19 protein-coding genes are annotated in these 18,333 nt (G+C 53.5%); 15 read left to right on the top strand and 4 right to left on the bottom strand.

What is annotated here, in order from left to right; translation table 11 throughout:
• Window positions 1-8: 8 nt before the first annotated feature.
• The 3 genes from kdpB to kdpF are packed head-to-tail and all read right to left on the bottom strand — an operon-like array spanning window position 9 to window position 3,946.
• Window positions 9-2,153: a potassium-transporting ATPase subunit KdpB gene (kdpB, locus tag KKH3_RS05125; protein WP_039356527.1), complete on the bottom strand. Its 2,145-nt coding sequence runs from the start codon at window positions 2,151-2,153 to the stop codon at window positions 9-11.
• 15 nt (window positions 2,154-2,168) lie between these two features.
• Window positions 2,169-3,857 carry a potassium-transporting ATPase subunit KdpA gene (kdpA, locus tag KKH3_RS05130; protein ID WP_039356531.1) on the bottom strand — a complete coding sequence of 563 codons (1,689 nt, stop codon included), beginning with the start codon at window positions 3,855-3,857 and terminating at the stop codon, window positions 2,169-2,171.
• The gene (gene kdpF, locus KKH3_RS22070) at window positions 3,857-3,946 is read right to left on the bottom strand and encodes a K(+)-transporting ATPase subunit F (RefSeq protein WP_039290783.1); all 90 of its coding nucleotides are present in this window, start codon (window positions 3,944-3,946) and stop codon (window positions 3,857-3,859) included. The genes kdpA and kdpF overlap by 1 nt, the downstream gene beginning before the upstream one ends.
• 421 nt (window positions 3,947-4,367) lie before the next feature.
• Here kdpF and KKH3_RS05140 point away from each other — a divergent pair, with 421 nt between their 5' ends.
• From KKH3_RS05140 to KKH3_RS05190, 11 genes are all read left to right on the top strand, one after another.
• Window positions 4,368-4,574, top strand: a complete 207-nt coding sequence (locus tag KKH3_RS05140) for a YbfA family protein (RefSeq protein WP_010299142.1) — start codon at window positions 4,368-4,370, stop codon at window positions 4,572-4,574.
• Between the two features lie 277 nt (window positions 4,575-4,851).
• Window positions 4,852-5,811 (top strand): YbgA family protein, encoded by a 960-nt coding sequence (locus tag KKH3_RS05145; protein ID WP_039356533.1) that lies wholly within the window; start codon window positions 4,852-4,854, stop codon window positions 5,809-5,811.
• 21 nt (window positions 5,812-5,832) lie between these two features.
• Entirely contained in the window at window positions 5,833-7,299 is a 1,467-nt protein-coding gene (gene phrB, locus KKH3_RS05150; RefSeq protein ID WP_039356536.1) for a deoxyribodipyrimidine photo-lyase, read from the top strand.
• On the top strand, window positions 7,292-8,035 hold the full coding sequence (locus tag KKH3_RS05155) for a type 2 GTP cyclohydrolase I (RefSeq protein WP_039356539.1): 744 nt from the start codon (window positions 7,292-7,294) through the stop codon (window positions 8,033-8,035). Before phrB ends, KKH3_RS05155 begins: the two co-directional genes overlap by 8 nt.
• A 155-nt stretch (window positions 8,036-8,190) precedes the next feature.
• The gene (pxpB, locus tag KKH3_RS05160; protein WP_039356542.1) at window positions 8,191-8,847 is read left to right on the top strand and encodes a 5-oxoprolinase subunit PxpB; all 657 of its coding nucleotides are present in this window, start codon (window positions 8,191-8,193) and stop codon (window positions 8,845-8,847) included.
• Entirely contained in the window at window positions 8,841-9,785 is a 945-nt protein-coding gene (gene pxpC, locus KKH3_RS05165) for a 5-oxoprolinase subunit PxpC (protein ID WP_039356544.1), read from the top strand. The genes pxpB and pxpC overlap by 7 nt, the downstream gene beginning before the upstream one ends.
• Complete coding sequence (gene pxpA / locus KKH3_RS05170; protein ID WP_039356547.1) at window positions 9,775-10,512, top strand: 5-oxoprolinase subunit PxpA; 738 nt, start codon at window positions 9,775-9,777, stop codon at window positions 10,510-10,512. The genes pxpC and pxpA overlap by 11 nt, the downstream gene beginning before the upstream one ends.
• Before the next feature lie 29 nt (window positions 10,513-10,541).
• Window positions 10,542-11,189, top strand: coding sequence for a pyroglutamyl-peptidase I (gene pcp, locus KKH3_RS05175; protein WP_039356550.1), 648 nt, complete (start codon window positions 10,542-10,544; stop codon window positions 11,187-11,189).
• Between the two features lie 50 nt (window positions 11,190-11,239).
• Entirely contained in the window at window positions 11,240-12,031 is a 792-nt protein-coding gene (nei, locus tag KKH3_RS05180) for an endonuclease VIII (RefSeq protein ID WP_039356554.1), read from the top strand.
• Between the two features lie 15 nt (window positions 12,032-12,046).
• Window positions 12,047-12,472, top strand: a complete 426-nt coding sequence (locus KKH3_RS05185) for a bleomycin resistance protein (protein ID WP_039356557.1) — start codon at window positions 12,047-12,049, stop codon at window positions 12,470-12,472.
• A gap of 147 nt (window positions 12,473-12,619) precedes the next feature.
• Window positions 12,620-13,042, top strand: a complete 423-nt coding sequence (locus KKH3_RS05190) for a hypothetical protein (RefSeq protein WP_039356559.1) — start codon at window positions 12,620-12,622, stop codon at window positions 13,040-13,042.
• A 103-nt stretch (window positions 13,043-13,145) separates the two neighbouring features.
• On the opposite strand, the gene KKH3_RS05195 is transcribed toward KKH3_RS05190, so the two are convergent.
• Window positions 13,146-14,426 (bottom strand): citrate synthase, encoded by a 1,281-nt coding sequence (locus KKH3_RS05195; protein WP_039356561.1) that lies wholly within the window; start codon window positions 14,424-14,426, stop codon window positions 13,146-13,148.
• Window positions 14,427-15,077: 651 nt separating this feature from the next.
• On the opposite strand from KKH3_RS05195, the gene sdhC reads away from it, so the two are divergent.
• Genes sdhC through KKH3_RS05215 form a run of 4 tightly spaced genes read left to right on the top strand, consistent with a single transcriptional unit; the run spans window position 15,078 to window position 18,307 of the window.
• Window positions 15,078-15,467, top strand: a complete 390-nt coding sequence (gene sdhC / locus KKH3_RS05200; protein ID WP_039275597.1) for a succinate dehydrogenase cytochrome b556 subunit — start codon at window positions 15,078-15,080, stop codon at window positions 15,465-15,467.
• Complete coding sequence (sdhD, locus tag KKH3_RS05205; protein WP_010284997.1) at window positions 15,461-15,808, top strand: succinate dehydrogenase membrane anchor subunit; 348 nt, start codon at window positions 15,461-15,463, stop codon at window positions 15,806-15,808. Before sdhC ends, sdhD begins: the two co-directional genes overlap by 7 nt.
• Entirely contained in the window at window positions 15,808-17,574 is a 1,767-nt protein-coding gene (gene sdhA, locus KKH3_RS05210; RefSeq protein WP_039356563.1) for a succinate dehydrogenase flavoprotein subunit, read from the top strand. The genes sdhD and sdhA overlap by 1 nt, the downstream gene beginning before the upstream one ends.
• 16 nt (window positions 17,575-17,590) lie before the next feature.
• Complete coding sequence (locus tag KKH3_RS05215) at window positions 17,591-18,307, top strand: succinate dehydrogenase iron-sulfur subunit (RefSeq protein ID WP_039356566.1); 717 nt, start codon at window positions 17,591-17,593, stop codon at window positions 18,305-18,307.
• Window positions 18,308-18,333: the final 26 nt, after the last annotated feature.

Here is an 18,333-nt window from a genome sequence, read left to right on the forward strand (position 1 = left end):
GTCAGTCCTTAAGCCAAATTCAGCCCGGTCAGTAACATATCGATGAGCTTGATACCGAGGAACGGTACCAACAGCCCGCCAAGACCATAAATCCACAAATTGCGACTTAACTGTGCCGCCGCGCTCATGGGGCGATAGCTAATCCCTTTGAGCGCCAGCGGGATCAGAAACACGATAATCAGCGCATTGAAGATCACCGCAGACAGCATGGCTGACGTGGGAGAATGCAGTTGCATCACGTTTAGCGCATTGAGCTGCGGATAGGTGGCTGCAAAAGCCGCTGGGATAATGGCGAAATATTTCGCCACGTCGTTGGCGATACTGAACGTGGTCAGCGAGCCGCGCGTCATCAGCATCTGTTTGCCGATATGCACCACTTCGATCAGCTTGGTCGGGTTGGAATCCAGATCGACCATGTTGCCCGCTTCTTTCGCTGCCTGCGTACCGGAGTTCATCGCCACTGCGACATCGGCCTGTGCCAGCGCGGGAGCATCGTTCGTGCCGTCACCAGTCATCGCCACCAGTCTGCCTTCGGCCTGATACTGGCGAATCAGCGCCAGCTTGGTTTCCGGTGTGGCTTCTGCCAGAAAATCATCGACGCCTGCTTCTGCGGCAATCGCTGCCGCCGTGAGTGGGTTGTCGCCGGTGATCATCACGGTTTTGATCCCCATGCTGCGCAGTTCGGCAAAGCGCGCCTTGACGCCACTTTTCACGATATCTTTCAGCTCCACCACGCCAAGTATGCGTTTGCCTTCTGCAACCACCAGCGGTGTGCCGCCGCTGCGTGCGACGTTGGATACCGCTTCCTCGACCTGATGCGGGAAATCGCCATTGTTTGCTTCAATGTAGCGACGCAGGGCATCGACGGCGCCTTTACGAATGGTGCGCTGCCCAAAATTGACGCCACTCATGCGCGTCTGGGCGGTAAAGGGAACAAAGGTGGCGTCCAGCGACGTTACGTCCTGCTCCGGCAGGGTAAAGCGCTGCTTTGCCAGCACCACGATGCTGCGGCCTTCTGGTGTTTCATCGGCTAAAGAGGCAAGGCGTGCGGCATCAGCCAGTGCCTGCTCGGTGACGCCCGGCGCGGGCAGGAAAGCGGAAGCCTGACGGTTACCCAGCGTAATGGTGCCAGTTTTATCCAGTAACAGAACGTCGATATCACCCGCCGCTTCGACAGCACGGCCGCTAGTGGCGATCACGTTAGCCCCCAGCATCCGGCTCATCCCCGCTACGCCGATTGCTGACAGCAGGCCGCCAATGGTGGTCGGGATTAGACAGACGAGCAGGGCGACCAGTACGGTCACGCCGACGACATCGCCACTGTTATTCGCCTGTACGCCGAACCAGGAGAAAGGGTAGAGCGTGGCAGTTACCAGCAGGAAGATGAGCGTAAGCTCGATCAGCAGAATGGTTAAGGCGATTTCGTTCGGCGTTTTCCGACGCTGCGCCCCTTCAACCATCGCAATCATTCGGTCGAGGAAGGTTTCGCCGGGATTGACGCTGCACTGAATCACCAGCCAGTCGGACAGCACGCGCGTGCCGCCTGTAACGGAAGCGAAATCGCCGCCGGACTCGCGGATCACCGGGGCGGATTCCCCGGTAATAGCGCTTTCATCGACGGATGCACCGCCTTCCAGCACTTCGCCGTCGCACGGAATGGTTTCACCCGCGTTTACCAGCACGATATCGCCTTTACGCAGGCTGTCTGCTGGTACCGATTCCGAACTGGCATCGTGATGCGGCGCGGAGAGCTTGTTAGCCCAACTGGTTTTCTTGACGCCTTTCAGCGCGTTGGCCTGCGCTTTGCTGCGACCTTCCGCCAGCGCTTCGGCTATATTGGCGAACAGGACGGTAAACCATAACCAGAGTGACACCAGCCCGGTAAACACGGCATTCCCTTCCGTTTTACCCGCCAGAATAGTCAGCCAGACGAGGGTGGTCAGCATACTGCCGAGATACACCACAAACATGACCGGGTTGCGCCACTGCACGCGTGGATCGAGTTTCTTCAACGCATCTTTCAGCGCCGAACGGATTAACGTTCTGTCAAACAGCGTTTGCTGTTTGCGTTTGCCAACGTGGCGGGAGGCCTCACCCTGTTGGGCTGAGGTCGGTTCATTTGTTGCCTGATGATTCATCGTGTGACGAGTCATAAAAAGTCTCCAGCCTTAGTGAGTCAGGCCGAACTGTAAATGTTCAGCGACTGGCCCTAACGCCAGTGCAGGGATAAATGTCAGCGCACCAATCAGCAGTACGATGGCAATGAGCATGCCGATAAATAGCGGACTACGGGTCGACAGTGAGCCTTTGCTTTCCGGCTGGCGTTTTTTCACCACCAGCGAACCTGCGATAGCCAGCACGGGTACCATGACGGCAAAGCGGCCCAGCAGCATGGCGACAGCGAGCAGGACGTTATAGAACGGCGTATTGACGCTCAGGCCGGCAAACGCGCTGCCGTTGTTATTCGCGGCGGAAGACACCGCATAGAGCACTTCACTAAAGCCGTGTGCGCCGGGGTTCAGAATGCCGCTGCGTCCCGCTTCCGTACTCAGTGCCAGCGCGGTGCCGAGCAGCACCAGTGCGGGCGGAATCAGAATCGCCAGTGCCGTCATCTTCATCTCATAGACTTCGATCTTTTTGCCCAGATATTCCGGTGAGCGACCAATCATCAGGCCAGCAATAAAGACGGTCAGAAGCACGAACAGCAGCATGCCGTACAGGCCAGAACCGACGCCGCCGAACACGACTTCGCCAATCTGCATCAGCCACATGGGAACCATACCGCCGAGTGCCGTGAAGGAATCGTGCATAGCGTTCACCGCGCCCGTCGAGGTGGCCGTGGTGACAACGGCATACAGGCTGGACGTCAGGACGCCAAAGCGCGTCTCTTTGCCTTCCAGGTTTACGGCGCTGTCCGCGCCTAAGGCCAGCAGATGCGGGTTACCGGTGACCTCCATTTTCATCACCACGGTCGCCGCGACGATAAAGATCAATGCCATCGCCCACAGCAGCGCGTGGCCTTGCCGCTTATCGCTGACGGCTTTGCCAAAGGCGAAGCACAGCGCCGTAGGGATCAGCAGGATCGCCAGCATTTGCACGATGTTGCTCAGCGCCGTCGGGTTTTCAAACGGGTGCGCCGAGTTGGCGCCAAAGAAACCGCCGCCGTTGGTGCCCAGCAGTTTAATCGCTTCCTGTGAGGCAACCGGCCCCATCGGCAGCGTTTGGGCTGCGCCGTCCAGTGTGGTCAGATGTTGGTAAGGCAGCAGATTTTGTAATACGCCCTGACTGACAAAGAACAGTGCTAGTAACAGAGAAAGCGGCAGTAATACGTACAGCGTGATACGAAGCAGATCGAGCCACGCATTGCCCAGCGTATCGACACTGCGACGGGAAAACGCGCGGATTAACGCGAAAGCCACCGCAATGCCGCTGGCGGCGGAAAGGAAATTTTGTACCGTTAGCCCGACCATCTGACTCAGGTAGCTCAACGTGTTTTCACCGCTGTAGGCCTGCCAGTTGGTATTCGTGACAAAACTGATCGCCGTGTTTAACGCCAAATGCCACGACAGTCCCGGCATATTTTCTGGGTTAAGCGGCAGTGCCCCCTGCGCCATTAACAGCACAAACAGCACGAGAATGCCGATTAGGTTGAGCGTCAGAATGGCCGCCGCATACTGTTGCCAGCGCATTTCCGTCGTATCCAAAGCGAAAAGGCGCGCAGTACCCGCCTCAAATTTTTGCAGGCGCGTACCCGTCTCGCCCTCAATCAGACGGGCCAGTACGCTGCCCAACGGCTGGGCTACGATCAGCACCGTGATCAGCAGACCAAAGATCAGTAAAAAAGCGTCAGCGGCCATCAGAATTCCTCCGCCTTCAACAAGGCATAAACCAGATAGGCCAGTAATAGCAGCACGAGTAGGCCGCCTAAGACGATGCTAAGCGTCACAACACACCTCCAGAACAGAATAGACAGCGTCAGGGTAGGAAAACGCAGGAAAAGAAGGTGCAAATTTCCCGTCTGTGGGCGTAAAAAAAGTATAAAAATGGAATGAAAAGTAAGCAGTAACGCGATAAGAGCGTTATGGCGTGAGCAAAGCTGAAGGCGGCGAGAAGAGATAATTAGCGAAGAGGAACTCAAGTGATCCAATCTAAAACCATAAATTAACTAATGGTAAGTTTATTTTTAACCTTGCTGTAACTTAATGACGTAATGACGAAAAAAATTGGCGATTATTTCATCTTTTACTGGTCAGATGAGTAGTAAACTTTCAGAAAAGGCGGTAAAATTTTAACCAATATCACAGTTCTTATTTATCGTTATGAAAAGCGCCGCTGAACAAGGGCGCTTATCCCAGAGGAGGATCGTTATGTCGCTTTATACTACTTATCCCTTGCACCGTATTCTCCTGCGTCGCGCTGCCGTGGTTGCCATCGGTGTGCTGGCGTTACCGGTGATGCTGTTCCGCCGCGATCGGGCACGTTTTTACAGCTATTTACACCGCGTCTGGCTGAAAACCAGCGATAAACCGGTATGGATGGCGCAGTCCGAAGCCGCCGCTTGCGATTTCTATTAAGGCCAACGTTTAAGGTCTCTCGTGTTTATCTGCTGTATCCCTAAAACGGGAATGGCAGATAAACACAAAAAATGAACCGGCGAAGTATCGGTTTAAAGATGTTTTGACGCGATTTACTCTTTTCCCTTCCCGACTGTTCTTCCGCTATTTCTCCCCAATCTCATGATTTATTACTTTATTCTTCACTGCGACTGCACAGAATCGTGGTGAAATCCGCTATGCTGGTCAGAGGGTTTGCAGAATGCAGCTTGAAATATGACGGGTATAAGGATAAATCATGACGCTCGAACTCATCCCTGTTGGTATCAGTGCCTGTCTGCTCGGTAATCCCGTGCGATTTGATGGCGGACATAAACGTTTGACGTTTGCTGCTGAACAGCTGGCACCCTATTTTCGTTTTGAACCTGTCTGCCCGGAAATGGCGATTGGTTTACCGGTGCCGCGTCCGGCGCTCAGGCTGGTACGAGAAGGGGAAAACCACATCACGCTGCGTGCCAGCAATGGTTCACCGCTGGATGTCACCCAGCAGATGGTGGCGTTTTCCGCTGACAAAGTCAGCCAGCTTCAGCACTTATGCGGTTATATCGTCTGCGCCAAATCGCCAAGCTGCGGTATGGAGCGCGTGAAGGTTTACAATGAAGCGCAAAAGGATGCGCGTAAAAGTGGTATCGGCCTGTTTACGCAGGAGCTGATGCGGCAAATGCCCTGGCTACCGGTTGAGGAAGACGGACGTCTACAGGATCCCGGCCTGCGGGAAAACTTCATTGAGCGCGTTTATGCGTTACACGAATTGAATCAGCTATGGCAAAACGGGCTGAGCCGTGGCGCGCTGATTGCCTTTCATAGCCGCTATAAACTCCTGCTGCTGGCGCATTCCCAGCCGGAATACCGCGAACTGGGGCCGTTTGTTGCGGCGATCGATAAGTGGGAATCGCTGGAAGATTACATCATTGAGTACCGGAAGCGGCTGATGAAGCTGCTGGCGACGCCTGCGACGCGGCGCAACCACACCAATGTGCTGATGCACGTGCAGGGCTACTTCCGACGGCAGCTTAATGCTCAGCAGCGACAGGAGTTGGCGCAGCTCATCGACCGCTATCGGCAGGGCTTGCAGCCGCTACTGGCACCTATCACATTGCTAAAACATTACATGGCGGAATATCCCGATGCGTATCTGGCTCAGCAGCGTTACTTTGAGCCGTATCCAGAGGCATTACGCCTGCGTTATGGACACTAGTTTGACTGCCCGAGGAATTTCATGACCACGCATGTAGTCTGGCTACGCAACGACCTACGCGTGACCGATAATCTGGCGCTGTACTCGGCCTGTCAGGATCCGAACGCCACTGTGCTGGCCGTCTTTATCGCGACACCCGCGCAGTGGGAAAAGCACGACATGGCACCGCGTCAGGCGGCTTTTTTGCTGGAAAACCTGACGCTGGTACAGCATGCGCTGGCCGAAAAAGGTATCCCGCTGCATTACCACGAATGTACTGACTTTGCGGCATCGGTTGACTGGCTGGTGCAGTTTTGTGCGCAGCAGCAGGCCACCGATCTTTTCTACCATTATCAGTATGAAATCAACGAGCGCCTGCGTGATAAGCAGGTGAAAGATCGGCTGGCGGATAGCGTGGTTTGTCACGGTTATCATGACAGCCTGTTGCTGCCGCCGGGTAGCGTGCTGACGGGGAATGGCGAGATGTATAAAGTGTTTACGCCTTTTCGTCAGGCCTTTATCAAACGCCTGCTGGAGTCGGATACGACGTGCGTGCCAGCACCGGATGCGCGCGGTGAGCCGATCGATAACACGGTGGGACTGGCACCGTTCAGCTATCCGCAGCGCGAAGTGGATGGTGAGGATTTTCCTCGCGGCGAACGCGCGGCATTGCAGCAACTGCGGCGCTTTTGTCGCGAACAGGTGCAGGATTACGACCAGCAGCGGGATTTTCCGGCACAGCCTGGCACCAGCAAACTTTCTCCGTATTTGGCGCTGGGGATCGTATCGCCGCGCCAATGTTTTAACCGCCTGCGTGCCGAATGCCCGGATATGCTGGAACGGCGTGAGGGCGGAGCATTCACCTGGTTTAATGAACTGGTCTGGCGTGAGTTTTACCGCCACCTGATTGTGTCCTGGCCGCAGTTGTGTAAACACCGACCGTTCACCGCGTGGACGCAGTGGGTGAAATGGCGGGAATCACCAGAGGATTTAGCTGCCTGGCAACAGGGGAAAACCGGCTACCCGATCGTGGATGCGGCGATGCGTCAACTGAATGAAACGGGATGGATGCACAATCGCTTACGTATGATTTGCGCCAGTTTTCTCGTCAAAGATTTACTGATCGATTGGCGTGAAGGCGAACGCTACTTTATGTCGCAGCTGCTGGATGGCGATCTGGCGGCGAATAACGGCGGCTGGCAGTGGGCGGCGTCGACAGGCACCGACGCGGCACCTTATTTTCGTATTTTCAACCCGACAACGCAGGGCGAGCGCTTCGACCCGGAAGGTCGGTTTATTCGTCACTGGCTGCCCGAACTGGCCGCCGTGCCGGATAAAGATATTCATCAGCCCCATCGCTGGGCTGACAAACACCACCATCAACTGAATTATCCGCTGCCAATCGTCGACCATAAAACTGCGCGTCAGGATACGCTGGCGGCGTTTGAGGCGGCAAAAAATATCGGTATGGCGAATAACGATCAAGAAGAGAAAAGTAAGTATGCGTAATGTGGAACTGGAAAGAATCATTAACGAGAAACTGAGTACCGAGACGTTTCAGGACTACGCGCCGAATGGGTTACAGGTTGAGGGGCGCGCAGACGTAAAACGCATTGTGACAGGCGTAACGGCATCACAGGCGCTGCTGGATGCGGCGGTAGAAAAGCAGGCCGATGCGATTCTGGTTCACCACGGCTACTTCTGGAAAAACGAACCGCAAATTGTGTGTGGTATGAAACGTAACCGCCTCAAAACGCTGCTGCTTAATGATATCAACCTGTATGGCTATCATCTGCCGTTGGACGCACACCCAGAACTGGGGAATAACGCACAGCTGGCGGCGCTGCTGGAGATTCAGGTACAGGGCTCGATTGAGCCGCTAGTGCCGTACGGCGAACTGGCACAGCCCATGACAGCAGACGCCTTTTGCCGCCGTGTAGAAAAACGGTTGGGGCGTAGTGTGCTGCATTGTGGTGATAATGCACCGCAACAGATACAGCGCGTGGCCTGGTGTACTGGTGGTGGTCAGGGCTTTATTGAACAAGCGGCCCGCTTCGGGGTCGATGCGTTTATTACCGGTGAAGTGTCTGAGCAAACGATCCATATCGCGCGTGAAATGGGGCTGCATTTCTTTGCTGCTGGACACCATGCCACCGAACGCGGCGGCATTCGGGCGTTGGGTGAATGGCTGGCAGCGCAGCATGGTTTTGATGTGACATTTATTGATATTCCCAACCCCGCGTGATGAGGTAAAAATCTCTGTGCCGCATAGAAATGATGTCACATTTTGTATGTTGGCATCGTTGTTGCTTGGCTGTTGAGAAGAAAATAAAACCGTAAGTTATGCTAATCATTTGGCCATGTTCACCATGACGGATAAACGCGATTCAGGAGGAAAGATTGCAACGAGCACGGTGTTATCTTCTGGGCGAGAGAGCGGTCGTTCTGGAACTGGAACCGCCCATGTCGCTGGAGAGTCAGCAGCGGATATGGGGGCTTGCCGAACGCCTGAACCATCATGAAGAGGTGTTGGAAGCGATTCCGGGCATGAATAACCTGACGGTGCTGTTGGCGCATCCACAGCAAGTGGCGCTGGATGCGATTGAACGCTTGCAGCGCTGGTGGGAAGAGAGCGAATCGCTGGTGTTTGACGCACGCGATATCGACATCCCCGTCGTGTATGGCGGAGAGGCAGGACCGGATCTGGCAGACGTTGCCGCTCATAGTGGCCTAAGCGTGAGTCAGGTTGTGGAAGCACATGCAGCCGCACCGTATGTGGTTTACTTTTTGGGTTTCCAGCCGGGTTTTGCCTACCTCGGTGGATTAAACGAGAAGCTGCACATGCCGCGTCGTGCCGAGCCGCGCCTGCGTGTGCCGGCGGGATCGGTCGGGATTGGTGGCGCGCAGACGGGGATTTATCCGCTGGCGACGCCGGGGGGGTGGCAGCTGATTGGCCGCACCTCGCTACAATTGTTTACGCCACAAACGATGCCGCCAACGCTGCTGCGTCCTGGGGATAACGTTCGGTTTTTGCCACAGAAGGAGGGCGTATGCTGAAGGTTATCCATGCCGGATTACATACGTCGGTGCAGGACGGTGGTCGCGTCGGTTTTCGCCGTTTGGGGATTAGCCAGTCAGGCGCGCTCGATCTGCCTGCCCTGAAAATGGCCAACCTGCTGGTGGGCAACGCGGAGAATGCTGCCGCGCTGGAAATTACGTTAGGCAAGTTTACCGCAACATTCGCCACCGCCTGCTGGGTGGCGCTAACCGGTGCGGACTGTCATGCCGAACTGGACGGAAAACCCCTTTGGACAGGTTGGCGTTTCGCGGTGAAGCCGGGACAAACATTGAAAATGCGTATGCCACGTAACGGGATGCGCAGCTATCTGGCATTGTCCGGTGGTGTGGATGTGCCGGAAGCGCTCGGTTCGCGCAGTACCGATTTGAAAGCCGGTTTTGGTGGTTTTGACGGACGTTTACTGATGGATGGCGATGAACTTCCGCTGGGAACGCCGACGCGCGAACTGACACGAGAGGTTGGAATCAAGCAGTTGTTATTCGGCAATCGCGTGCGGGCATTACCGGGGCCGGAATATCAGGAATTCAGTGAAGAGATGCAGGAGCTGTTCTGGCGAACCGCCTGGCAACTCAGCCCGCAAAGTAACCGCATGGGCTACCGTTTGCTGGGCGCTGAACTACAGCGTGCCGCATTAGCGGGCAGAAAACCGCGCGAACTGCCATCGCATGGTTTGCTGCCGGGGGTCGTACAGGTTCCGCACAATGGTCACCCTATCGTACTGCTGGCAGATGCGCACACAACCGGTGGTTACCCGCGAATTGCGACGGTGATTGAAGCGGATTTATTCCACCTGGCGCAAATTCGACTCGGCGAGCCAATACATTTTATTCACTGTACGCAGGCACAGGCGCAAAAAGCGGGCGAAGAACAGCGACGTTACCTCGAACAGCTGGCGTGGAGGCTGCATGATTATTGATCTGAATGCCGATCTGGGTGAGGGAGGCGAGCATGACGAAGCGCTGCTGAAACTGGTGACGTCTGCCAATATCGCCTGTGGCTTCCATGCTGGTGATGCACAAACCATGCGTCAGTCGGTGCGTTGGGGGATCGGCTATGGGGTCGCGCTTGGCGCACATCCGAGCTTTCCCGATCGTGAAAATTTTGGCCGTAAGGCGATGAATGTGCCTGCGGAAATTGTCTTTGCACAGATGGTGTATCAGCTTGGTGCGCTGAGTGCGATTGTGGCGGCTGAAGGGGGCACGCTGTCGCACGTTAAGCCTCACGGTATGCTTTACAATCAGGCGGCGTGTGAACCGGCGCTGGCCGAGGCGATAGCCAAGGCGGTGAAGGTGGTGAATCCGGCGTTACGCCTGGTGGGTCTGGCGGGCAGCGAGTTAATCCGCGCAGGGCAACGGCTGGGGTTGGAGACGCGTCAGGAAGTGTTCGCCGATCGCTGCTATCTGCCTGACGGGTCGCTGGTGCCGCGTACTCAGGCGGGAGCGTTGATTAACAGCGATGAACTGGCGCTGGCGCAGACGCTGGAGATGATTCAACGTCAGCGGGTTAGGGCGATCGACGGTTCCTGGGTTAACGTACAAGCAGATACCGTGTGTATTCATGGAGATGGGCAACACGCGCTGCTGTTTGCTCGCAAATTGCGTAACTGCTTTAGCCAGCATCAGATCGCTGTTGCGGCGGCATAATCATTATTTTTGTATGGCGGGGATAACCGATGAAAACCGTTTTGATCACGGCGTTTGAACCTTTTGAGGGCGAAGCGATTAATCCCTCATGGGAAGCGGCAAAAGTACTGCATCAGCGAGAAGTTGGCGGTGCGCGCGTGGTGGCCTGCCGTTTATCTTGCGTCTTCGATCTGTCGCTGGAGCAGCTTTACCGCGCGATAGCCGAATGGCAGCCGGAAGTGGTGATCGCGGTGGGGCAGGCGGGTGGTCGTACTGATATTTCTGTCGAGCGGGTGGCGATTAATATGAATGACGCCCGCATTGCGGATAATCAGGGCAACCAGCCGATTGATACGTCGGTGGTGGAAGGTGGGCCTGCGGCATATTTTTCGACGTTGCCAGTGAAAGCGCTGGTGCAGGCACTGCGCGTGGCGGGTATCCCCGCGTCGGTGTCACACACGGCAGGGACGTTTGTCTGCAATCATGTGATGTATGGGCTTTTACACCAGTTACATCAGCAGGGCGATGTGGTGCGCGGCGGATTCGTTCACATTCCCTATTCGCCAGAACAGGCCGCACGACACCCCGGTGAACCGAGCATGCCTACACCGTTAGTTACGGTAGCGCTGGAGGTGATGATCAAGCAGTCGCTAGTGCAGCAGGTTGATGTGGCGGTTACTGGTGGCGCGTTGCATTAGTGTAGTGAAGCGTGCAATACGCCATCCGTCTGATTTTCAGGGAGTAAAGTATGCCGGAAGGACCGGAGATTCGCCGGGCGGCCGATAAACTGGTTGAGGCTGTCGTGGGCAAAACGCTGACGCGTGTCTGGTTTGCGTTTCCAGAACTAAAGCCATACGAGGCAGAATTGATCGGGCAACAGGTCAGGCTGATTGAAACGCGTGGGAAGGCGCTGCTGACCTATTTTAGCAACGATCGGGTGTTGTATAGCCACAATCAACTCTATGGCGTGTGGCGAGTCGTGAAGGCGGGTGAATCGCCGGAAACGAAGCGTGATTTACGCGTCCGGCTGGAAACGCAGGATCGCGCTATTCTGCTTTACAGTGCGTCCGATATTGACATGCTGACGTCCGAGACGCTCTCAACGCATCCTTTCCTGCAACGTATTGGCCCTGATGTCCTGGATCTCTCACTGACGCCGGAACAGGTGTGTGAGCGTTTGTTATTACCGCGCTTTCGCCGTCGCCAGTTTAGCGGACTGCTGCTGGATCAGGCTTTTCTCGCCGGACTGGGAAATTATCTGCGCGTCGAGATCCTCTGGCATGCACGGTTAGCCCCCCAACACACGGCAGCACAGCTGAATGAGGAACAGTTGCAGACGTTAAGTCATGCGCTGCTGGAGATTCCCCGCTTGTCCTACAACACGCGTGGCACTGTTGATGAGAATCGACATCACGGGGCTATTTTTTCGTTCAAGGTTTTCCATCGAGAAGGGGAACGTTGCGAGCGCTGCGGCGGAATCATTGAAAGAACGACGCTGTCATCACGCCCGTTCTATTGGTGCCCGCACTGCCAGAGGTAATAATGTGAGTGATTTATGCGCAAGATGAATACGTTAATCCCAGAAATGATTGTCTCTGACTTACAAAAGAGTCTGGCGTTTTATTGCCACGTTTTGGGATTTCAGGTTGAGTACGACAGGCCTGAAGATAAGTTCGCGTTCCTTTCTTTTCATGGGAGCCAACTGATGCTGGAACAGGATTATTTAACCGAATCGCCCTGGCGTGTGGAGCCTTTAGAACCGCCGTTTGGCCGTGGTATGAATTTATCGATTGAGTGCCCGGATGCTCAGGCGCTGGCGGCGGCGATTGAACGTGCGGGTTATACGCTACGCAGACCCGTGGAAACGTGTTGGTATCGCGATCATGAGGTGTACCACGGGGAAAGTAATTTTCTGGTACAGGATCCAGATGGCTATTTATTGCGATTCACGCAAAGTTTAAGTTGTAAGTCATCCCTTTAGTGCCGTTATGAGAATGCTAACCCTACCGGGGCTGCCCTGAATGGTTCAAACGAAGTTGCGTTGGGTGAACACTGGCATAGTTAACATTCTAACGGACGATGGGACAACGCTAGAATTTAACAAACCCAAAGGTGGAAGAATTCGGGCATGAAAGTAATCAAATATCTATTACTGCTTATGGTTCCTGCGGCAATGGTTGGGATGTTATTTGTATTTATTGTGGCATCGAGTTCTACGGAGATAAGAACGTATACTGAAAATGAGTATTTTACCTACTATGCGTTCACCGATGAAGATATCCGTAACGCCCCGAGAATATCGGGCAATTACGCTTTTGAATACGTGCCTGGTGATGGCTACGCGCCATCAAACGCCATCATTTTTAATGACACCTCTGACGCTACCTCGCTAAAAACGTACCTCACAACATTAGGATATGAACAGCAGAAACGTAAGCAGGGGGAGGAAGAGGTGTGGAAAAAGCGTACTGAGATTGAAGGGGCAACCTTCTATATCTGGGTTAATAAAGACGCTAAACAGGTTTACCTTACGAAAGTATTCCATAACTAACTGCGCTGATTATCCGTATTTCAATCACCATTGAAAATCAGTGTAGGGTAAAAAAACAAAGGCCGGATATCATTCCGGCCTTTTTGTGTAGGTACTGAATGGATTATTTCAGATTGGACGTAAAGTCACGTTTGTCGTAGCCGGTATACAGCTGACGCGGACGGGCAATCTTGATGCCGTCGTCGTGCATTTCGTTCCAATGTGCAATCCAACCCACAGTACGCGCCATCGCGAAGATAACGGTAAACATTGAAGACGGAATACCCATCGCTTTCAGGATGATGCCTGAATAGAAGTCGACGTTCGGGTACAGCTTCTTCTCAATGAAGTACGGGTCGTTCAGCGCGATATTTTCCAGCTCCATCGCCACTTCCAGCAGGTCGTCTTTTCTACCCAGCTCTTTCAGCACTTCATGGCAGGTTTCACGCATGACGGTGGCGCGCGGATCGTGGTTTTTGTACACACGGTGACCGAAGCCCATCAGGCGGAAGGAATCGTTCTTGTCTTTAGCACGTTCGATAAACGCAGGGATGTGCTCCACGCTGCTGATTTCTTCCAGCATACGCAGGCAGGCTTCGTTCGCGCCGCCGTGTGCCGGTCCCCACAGCGAGGCGATCCCCGCGGCGATACAGGCAAACGGGTTTGCACCAGACGAACCCGCAGTACGCACGGTAGAGGTTGAAGCGTTTTGTTCGTGATCGGCATGCAGGATCAGAATGCGATCCATGGCGCGTTCCAGCACCGGATTCACAACATATTCTTCACAAGGGGTGGAGAACATCATGTGCAGGAAATTACCCGCGTAGGACAGGTTGTTTTTCGGATAAACAAACGGCTGTCCCAGTGAATATTTATAGCACATGGCTGCGACGGTCGGCATTTTCGACAGCAGGCGATAGGCCGCGATTTCGCGGTGGCGCTCAATATTAATGTCGAGAGAATCGTGGTAAAACGCCGCCAGTGCACCAGTGACGCCGCATAAAACGGCCATTGGATGTGAATCGCGACGGAAACCGTGGAACAGACGGGTAATCTGCTCATGGATCATGGTGTGGCGAGTCACGGTGGTCTTGAAGGTTTCATACTGCTCTACCGTCGGGACTTCACCAAACAGCAGGATGTAACACACTTCAAGATAATTTGATTTTTCAGCCAGTTGGGCAATCGGGAAGCCACGATGTAGCAAGATGCCTTCGTCACCGTCGATATAGGTAATTTTTGATTCGCAAGATGCGGTAGAGGTAAAGCCAGGGTCAAATGTGAAGTAACCTTTAGAGCCGAGGGGACGAATATCAATCTCATCATACCCCAATGTACCTGATAGGACATTTAGCTCAATTGGATCTTTACCATCTAGGGTAAGTGTTGCTTTTTTATCAGCCATTTACAGTCTCCTTAGCGCTTTAATTTTAAAAATTTTCACTGAAGAAATACCGTCATGCCTGTGCACCGGACACATAATGACCAGTGAAACTCTGTTGTGACACAGCCGTCAAATAGGATACAGAGTAAGGCGGATAGCCGCATTCAGGATGAAAAATTCGTTCTCCAGGTAATTAACAATCTCCAGGTAATTAACAACGCTCTGAATAGATTGTAGTCATTACCTATGATTTTTACGTGGACTCTCTTCACTGTTACATAAGTTACGCCAGTGTGGAAGTGTCGCCGTCGTGCTTTAACACATCATAAGAAATTCAATCCACTAGTTGTAATTGAAATGTTGAACTTTTGTCAAATCAGATAATTAATTTTATATAAATTGTGAAATCCGTGATCTAAATCACTGTTCGGGGCAAATGTCACCAAACAGTTTGTATGGGAATTGTAATAGGAATGTGAAGTACCTATACTGCCGACAGGTCTCCGGAATCACCCTGCAGTAGGAGCACCCAGTATGAAAGGATCATGCGCTGTTTAGACACCGGAATGTCGATGTTTGAGCGCGTATCGTAAACCCACTTTTCAGGGCTGTAACTTTCATGCTGTCTGACCTCACATCAGGCCCGGAGGAAGAAACAATAATAAAAGCTGTGTGGGCAAATCCGTGAAAAAACAAAGACCTGTCAATCTGGAATTGCAGACGATCCAGTTTCCTGTTACTGCGATAGCATCTATTCTTCACCGCGTCTCCGGCGTTATCACCTTTGTCGCTGTCGGTATTTTACTGTGGCTGTTAGGCACTTCTCTTTCTTCAGAGGAAGGGTTCCTGCGCGCTGCGGAAATTATGGACAGCTTCATCGTTAAATTTATCGTTTGGGGCATCCTCGTCGCGTTGGCTTATCACATTGTTGGTGGTATACGTCACCTGTTGATGGATTTTGGCTATATAGAAGAAGACCTTGCCGCAGGTAAGCGTTCTGCAAATATCTCCTTTATTATTACTGTCGTGCTTTCAATTCTGGCTGGAGTCCTCGTATGGTAAGCAATGCTTCTGCGTTAGGACGCAATGGCGTACACGATTGGTTACTGATTCGCGCTTCTGCCATCGTCATTGTTCTGTATGTAATTTATATTATTGGTTTTATTGCCACGGCTGGCGACATCACGTATGAAATCTGGCGTGGTTTCTTCGCGATGGCCCTCACTAAAGTATTCACACTGCTAACGTTATTTTCCATTCTGGTTCATGCCTGGATAGGGATGTGGCAAGTGCTGACCGACTACATTAAACCGCTGGCCTTACGCCTGACTTTGCAGTTGGCGATTGTCGTAGCGCTGTTGGTGTACGTCATTTATGGAACTATTGTGGTGTGGGGTGCGTGATGAATTTGCCAGTCAGAGAATTTGATGCTGTTGTTGTGGGTGCGGGTGGCGCAGGTATGCGCGCCGCGCTGCAAATCTCCCAAATGGGCCTGTCCTGTGCCCTGTTATCGAAAGTGTTCCCAACCCGTTCCCATACCGTGTCCGCGCAGGGCGGTATTACCGTTGCGCTGGGCAACACCCATGAGGACAACTGGGAATGGCATATGTACGACACCGTAAAAGGGTCGGATTACATTGGCGATCAAGACGCCATTGAATATATGTGTAAAACCGGCCCAGAAGCGATTCTGGAACTGGAGCACATGGGGTTACCATTCTCCCGTCTGGATGATGGCAGCATTTATCAGCGTCCATTCGGTGGTCAATCCAAGAACTTTGGTGGCGAGCAGGCTGCGCGTACGGCGGCGGCGGCTGACCGTACGGGTCATGCGTTGCTGCATACGCTGTATCAGCAGAACCTGAAAAATCATACGACTATTTTCTCCGAATGGTACGCCCTCGATCTGGTGAAGAATCAGGATGGCGCGGTTGTCGGTTGTACCGCGATCTGTATCGAAACCGGTGAAGTTGTCTATTTCAAAGCGAAAGCGACCGTGCTGGCAACCGGCGGCGCGGGCCGTATCTACCAGTCCACCACCAACGCACACATTAATACAGGTGACGGCGTAGGCATGGCATTGCGTGCTGGCGTTCCGTTGCAGGACATGGAAATGTGGCAGTTCCACCCAACCGGTATTGCTGGTGCGGGTGTGTTGGTGACTGAAGGCTGCCGTGGTGAAGGTGGTTACCTGCTGAACAAGCACGGTGAACGCTTCATGGAACGTTATGCGCCGAACGCGAAAGATCTGGCTGGCCGCGATGTGGTTGCCCGTTCCATTATGATCGAAATTCGTGAAGGTCGCGGCTGTGAAGGCCCGTGGGGACCACACGCCAAGCTGAAGCTGGATCATCTGGGTAAAGAGGTTCTGGAATCCCGTCTGCCGGGTATTCTGGAGCTGTCTCGCACATTTGCTCACGTCGATCCGGTTAAAGAACCGATTCCTGTTATTCCAACCTGCCACTATATGATGGGCGGTATTCCGACCAAAGTGAGCGGACAGGCGCTGACGGTGAATGAGAAGGGCGAAGATGTGGTGATTCCGGGACTGTTTGCCGTGGGCGAAATTGCCTGCGTCTCGGTTCATGGTGCTAACCGCTTGGGTGGTAACTCGTTGCTCGACCTGGTGGTGTTCGGCCGTTCAGCCGGTATTCACCTGCAAGAATCGCTGGATGAGCAGGGCGCAAGCCGTGATGCCAGCGATTCTGATATTGAAGCTTCGCTCGACCGTCTGAACCGCTGGAACACGACCCGCTCAGGGGAGGATCCGGTTGAAATCCGTAAGGCGTTGCAATCCTGTATGCAGAACAACTTCTCGGTCTTCCGTGAAGGCGATGCGATGGCGAAAGGGTTGGAAGAGCTTAAAGTGATCCGTGAACGCCTGAAGAACGCGCGTCTGGATGATACCTCAAGCGAGTTCAACACCCAGCGTATCGAATGTCTGGAGCTGGATAACCTGATGGAAACCGCGTATGCGACGGCGGTATCCGCAAACTTCCGTACCGAAAGCCGTGGCGCACACAGCCGCTTCGATTACCCAGAGCGCGACGATGAAAATTGGCTGTGCCATTCGTTGTATCTGCCGCAAACCGACAGCATGACGCGCCGTGAGGTGAACATGCAGCCTAAACTGCGTCCGGCGTTCCCGCCGAAAGTACGTACTTATTAATCGCGGAGATCAAACGATGAAACTCGAATTTTCTATTTATCGTTACAACCCAGATATTGACGATGCTCCGCGGATGCAGGATTACCAGTTGGAGGCGGAAGAAGGCCGCGACATGATGCTGCTGGACGCGCTGATGCTGCTGAAAGAGCAGGATCCGACGTTGTCATTCCGCCGTTCCTGCCGTGAAGGTGTCTGCGGTTCTGATGGCGTCAACATGAACGGCAAAAACGGGCTAGCCTGTATTACGCCGGTTTCTGCGTTACGTCGCGGAAACAGCAAAATCGTCATCCGTCCTTTACCGGGATTACCGGTTGTTCGTGATTTGGTAGTGGACATGGGACAGTTCTATGCTCAATATGAGAAAATAAAGCCTTACCTGTTGAATAATGGGAAAAATCCGCCGGCGCGTGAGCATCTGCAATCGCCTGAACAACGTGCCAAGTTGGATGGGTTGTATGAATGTATCATGTGTGCCTGCTGTTCAACGTCTTGCCCGTCGTTCTGGTGGAACCCGGACAAGTTTGTCGGGCCTGCGGGGCTACTGGCAGCATACCGCTTCCTGATTGACAGCCGTGATACGGAAACCACGCCACGACTGGACGATCTGGACGATGCATTCAGCGTTTTCCGCTGCCACGGCATCATGAACTGCGTCAACGTGTGTCCAAAAGGGCTGAACCCAACCAAGGCTATTGGTCATATTAAATCGATGCTGTTGCATCGTAGTGCGTAATCACTAGCAAGTATGTAACGTGTTAT

Origin of the sequence: Pectobacterium actinidiae, assembly GCF_000803315.1 — a bacterium.
Classification (GTDB): domain Bacteria; phylum Pseudomonadota; class Gammaproteobacteria; order Enterobacterales; family Enterobacteriaceae; genus Pectobacterium; species Pectobacterium actinidiae.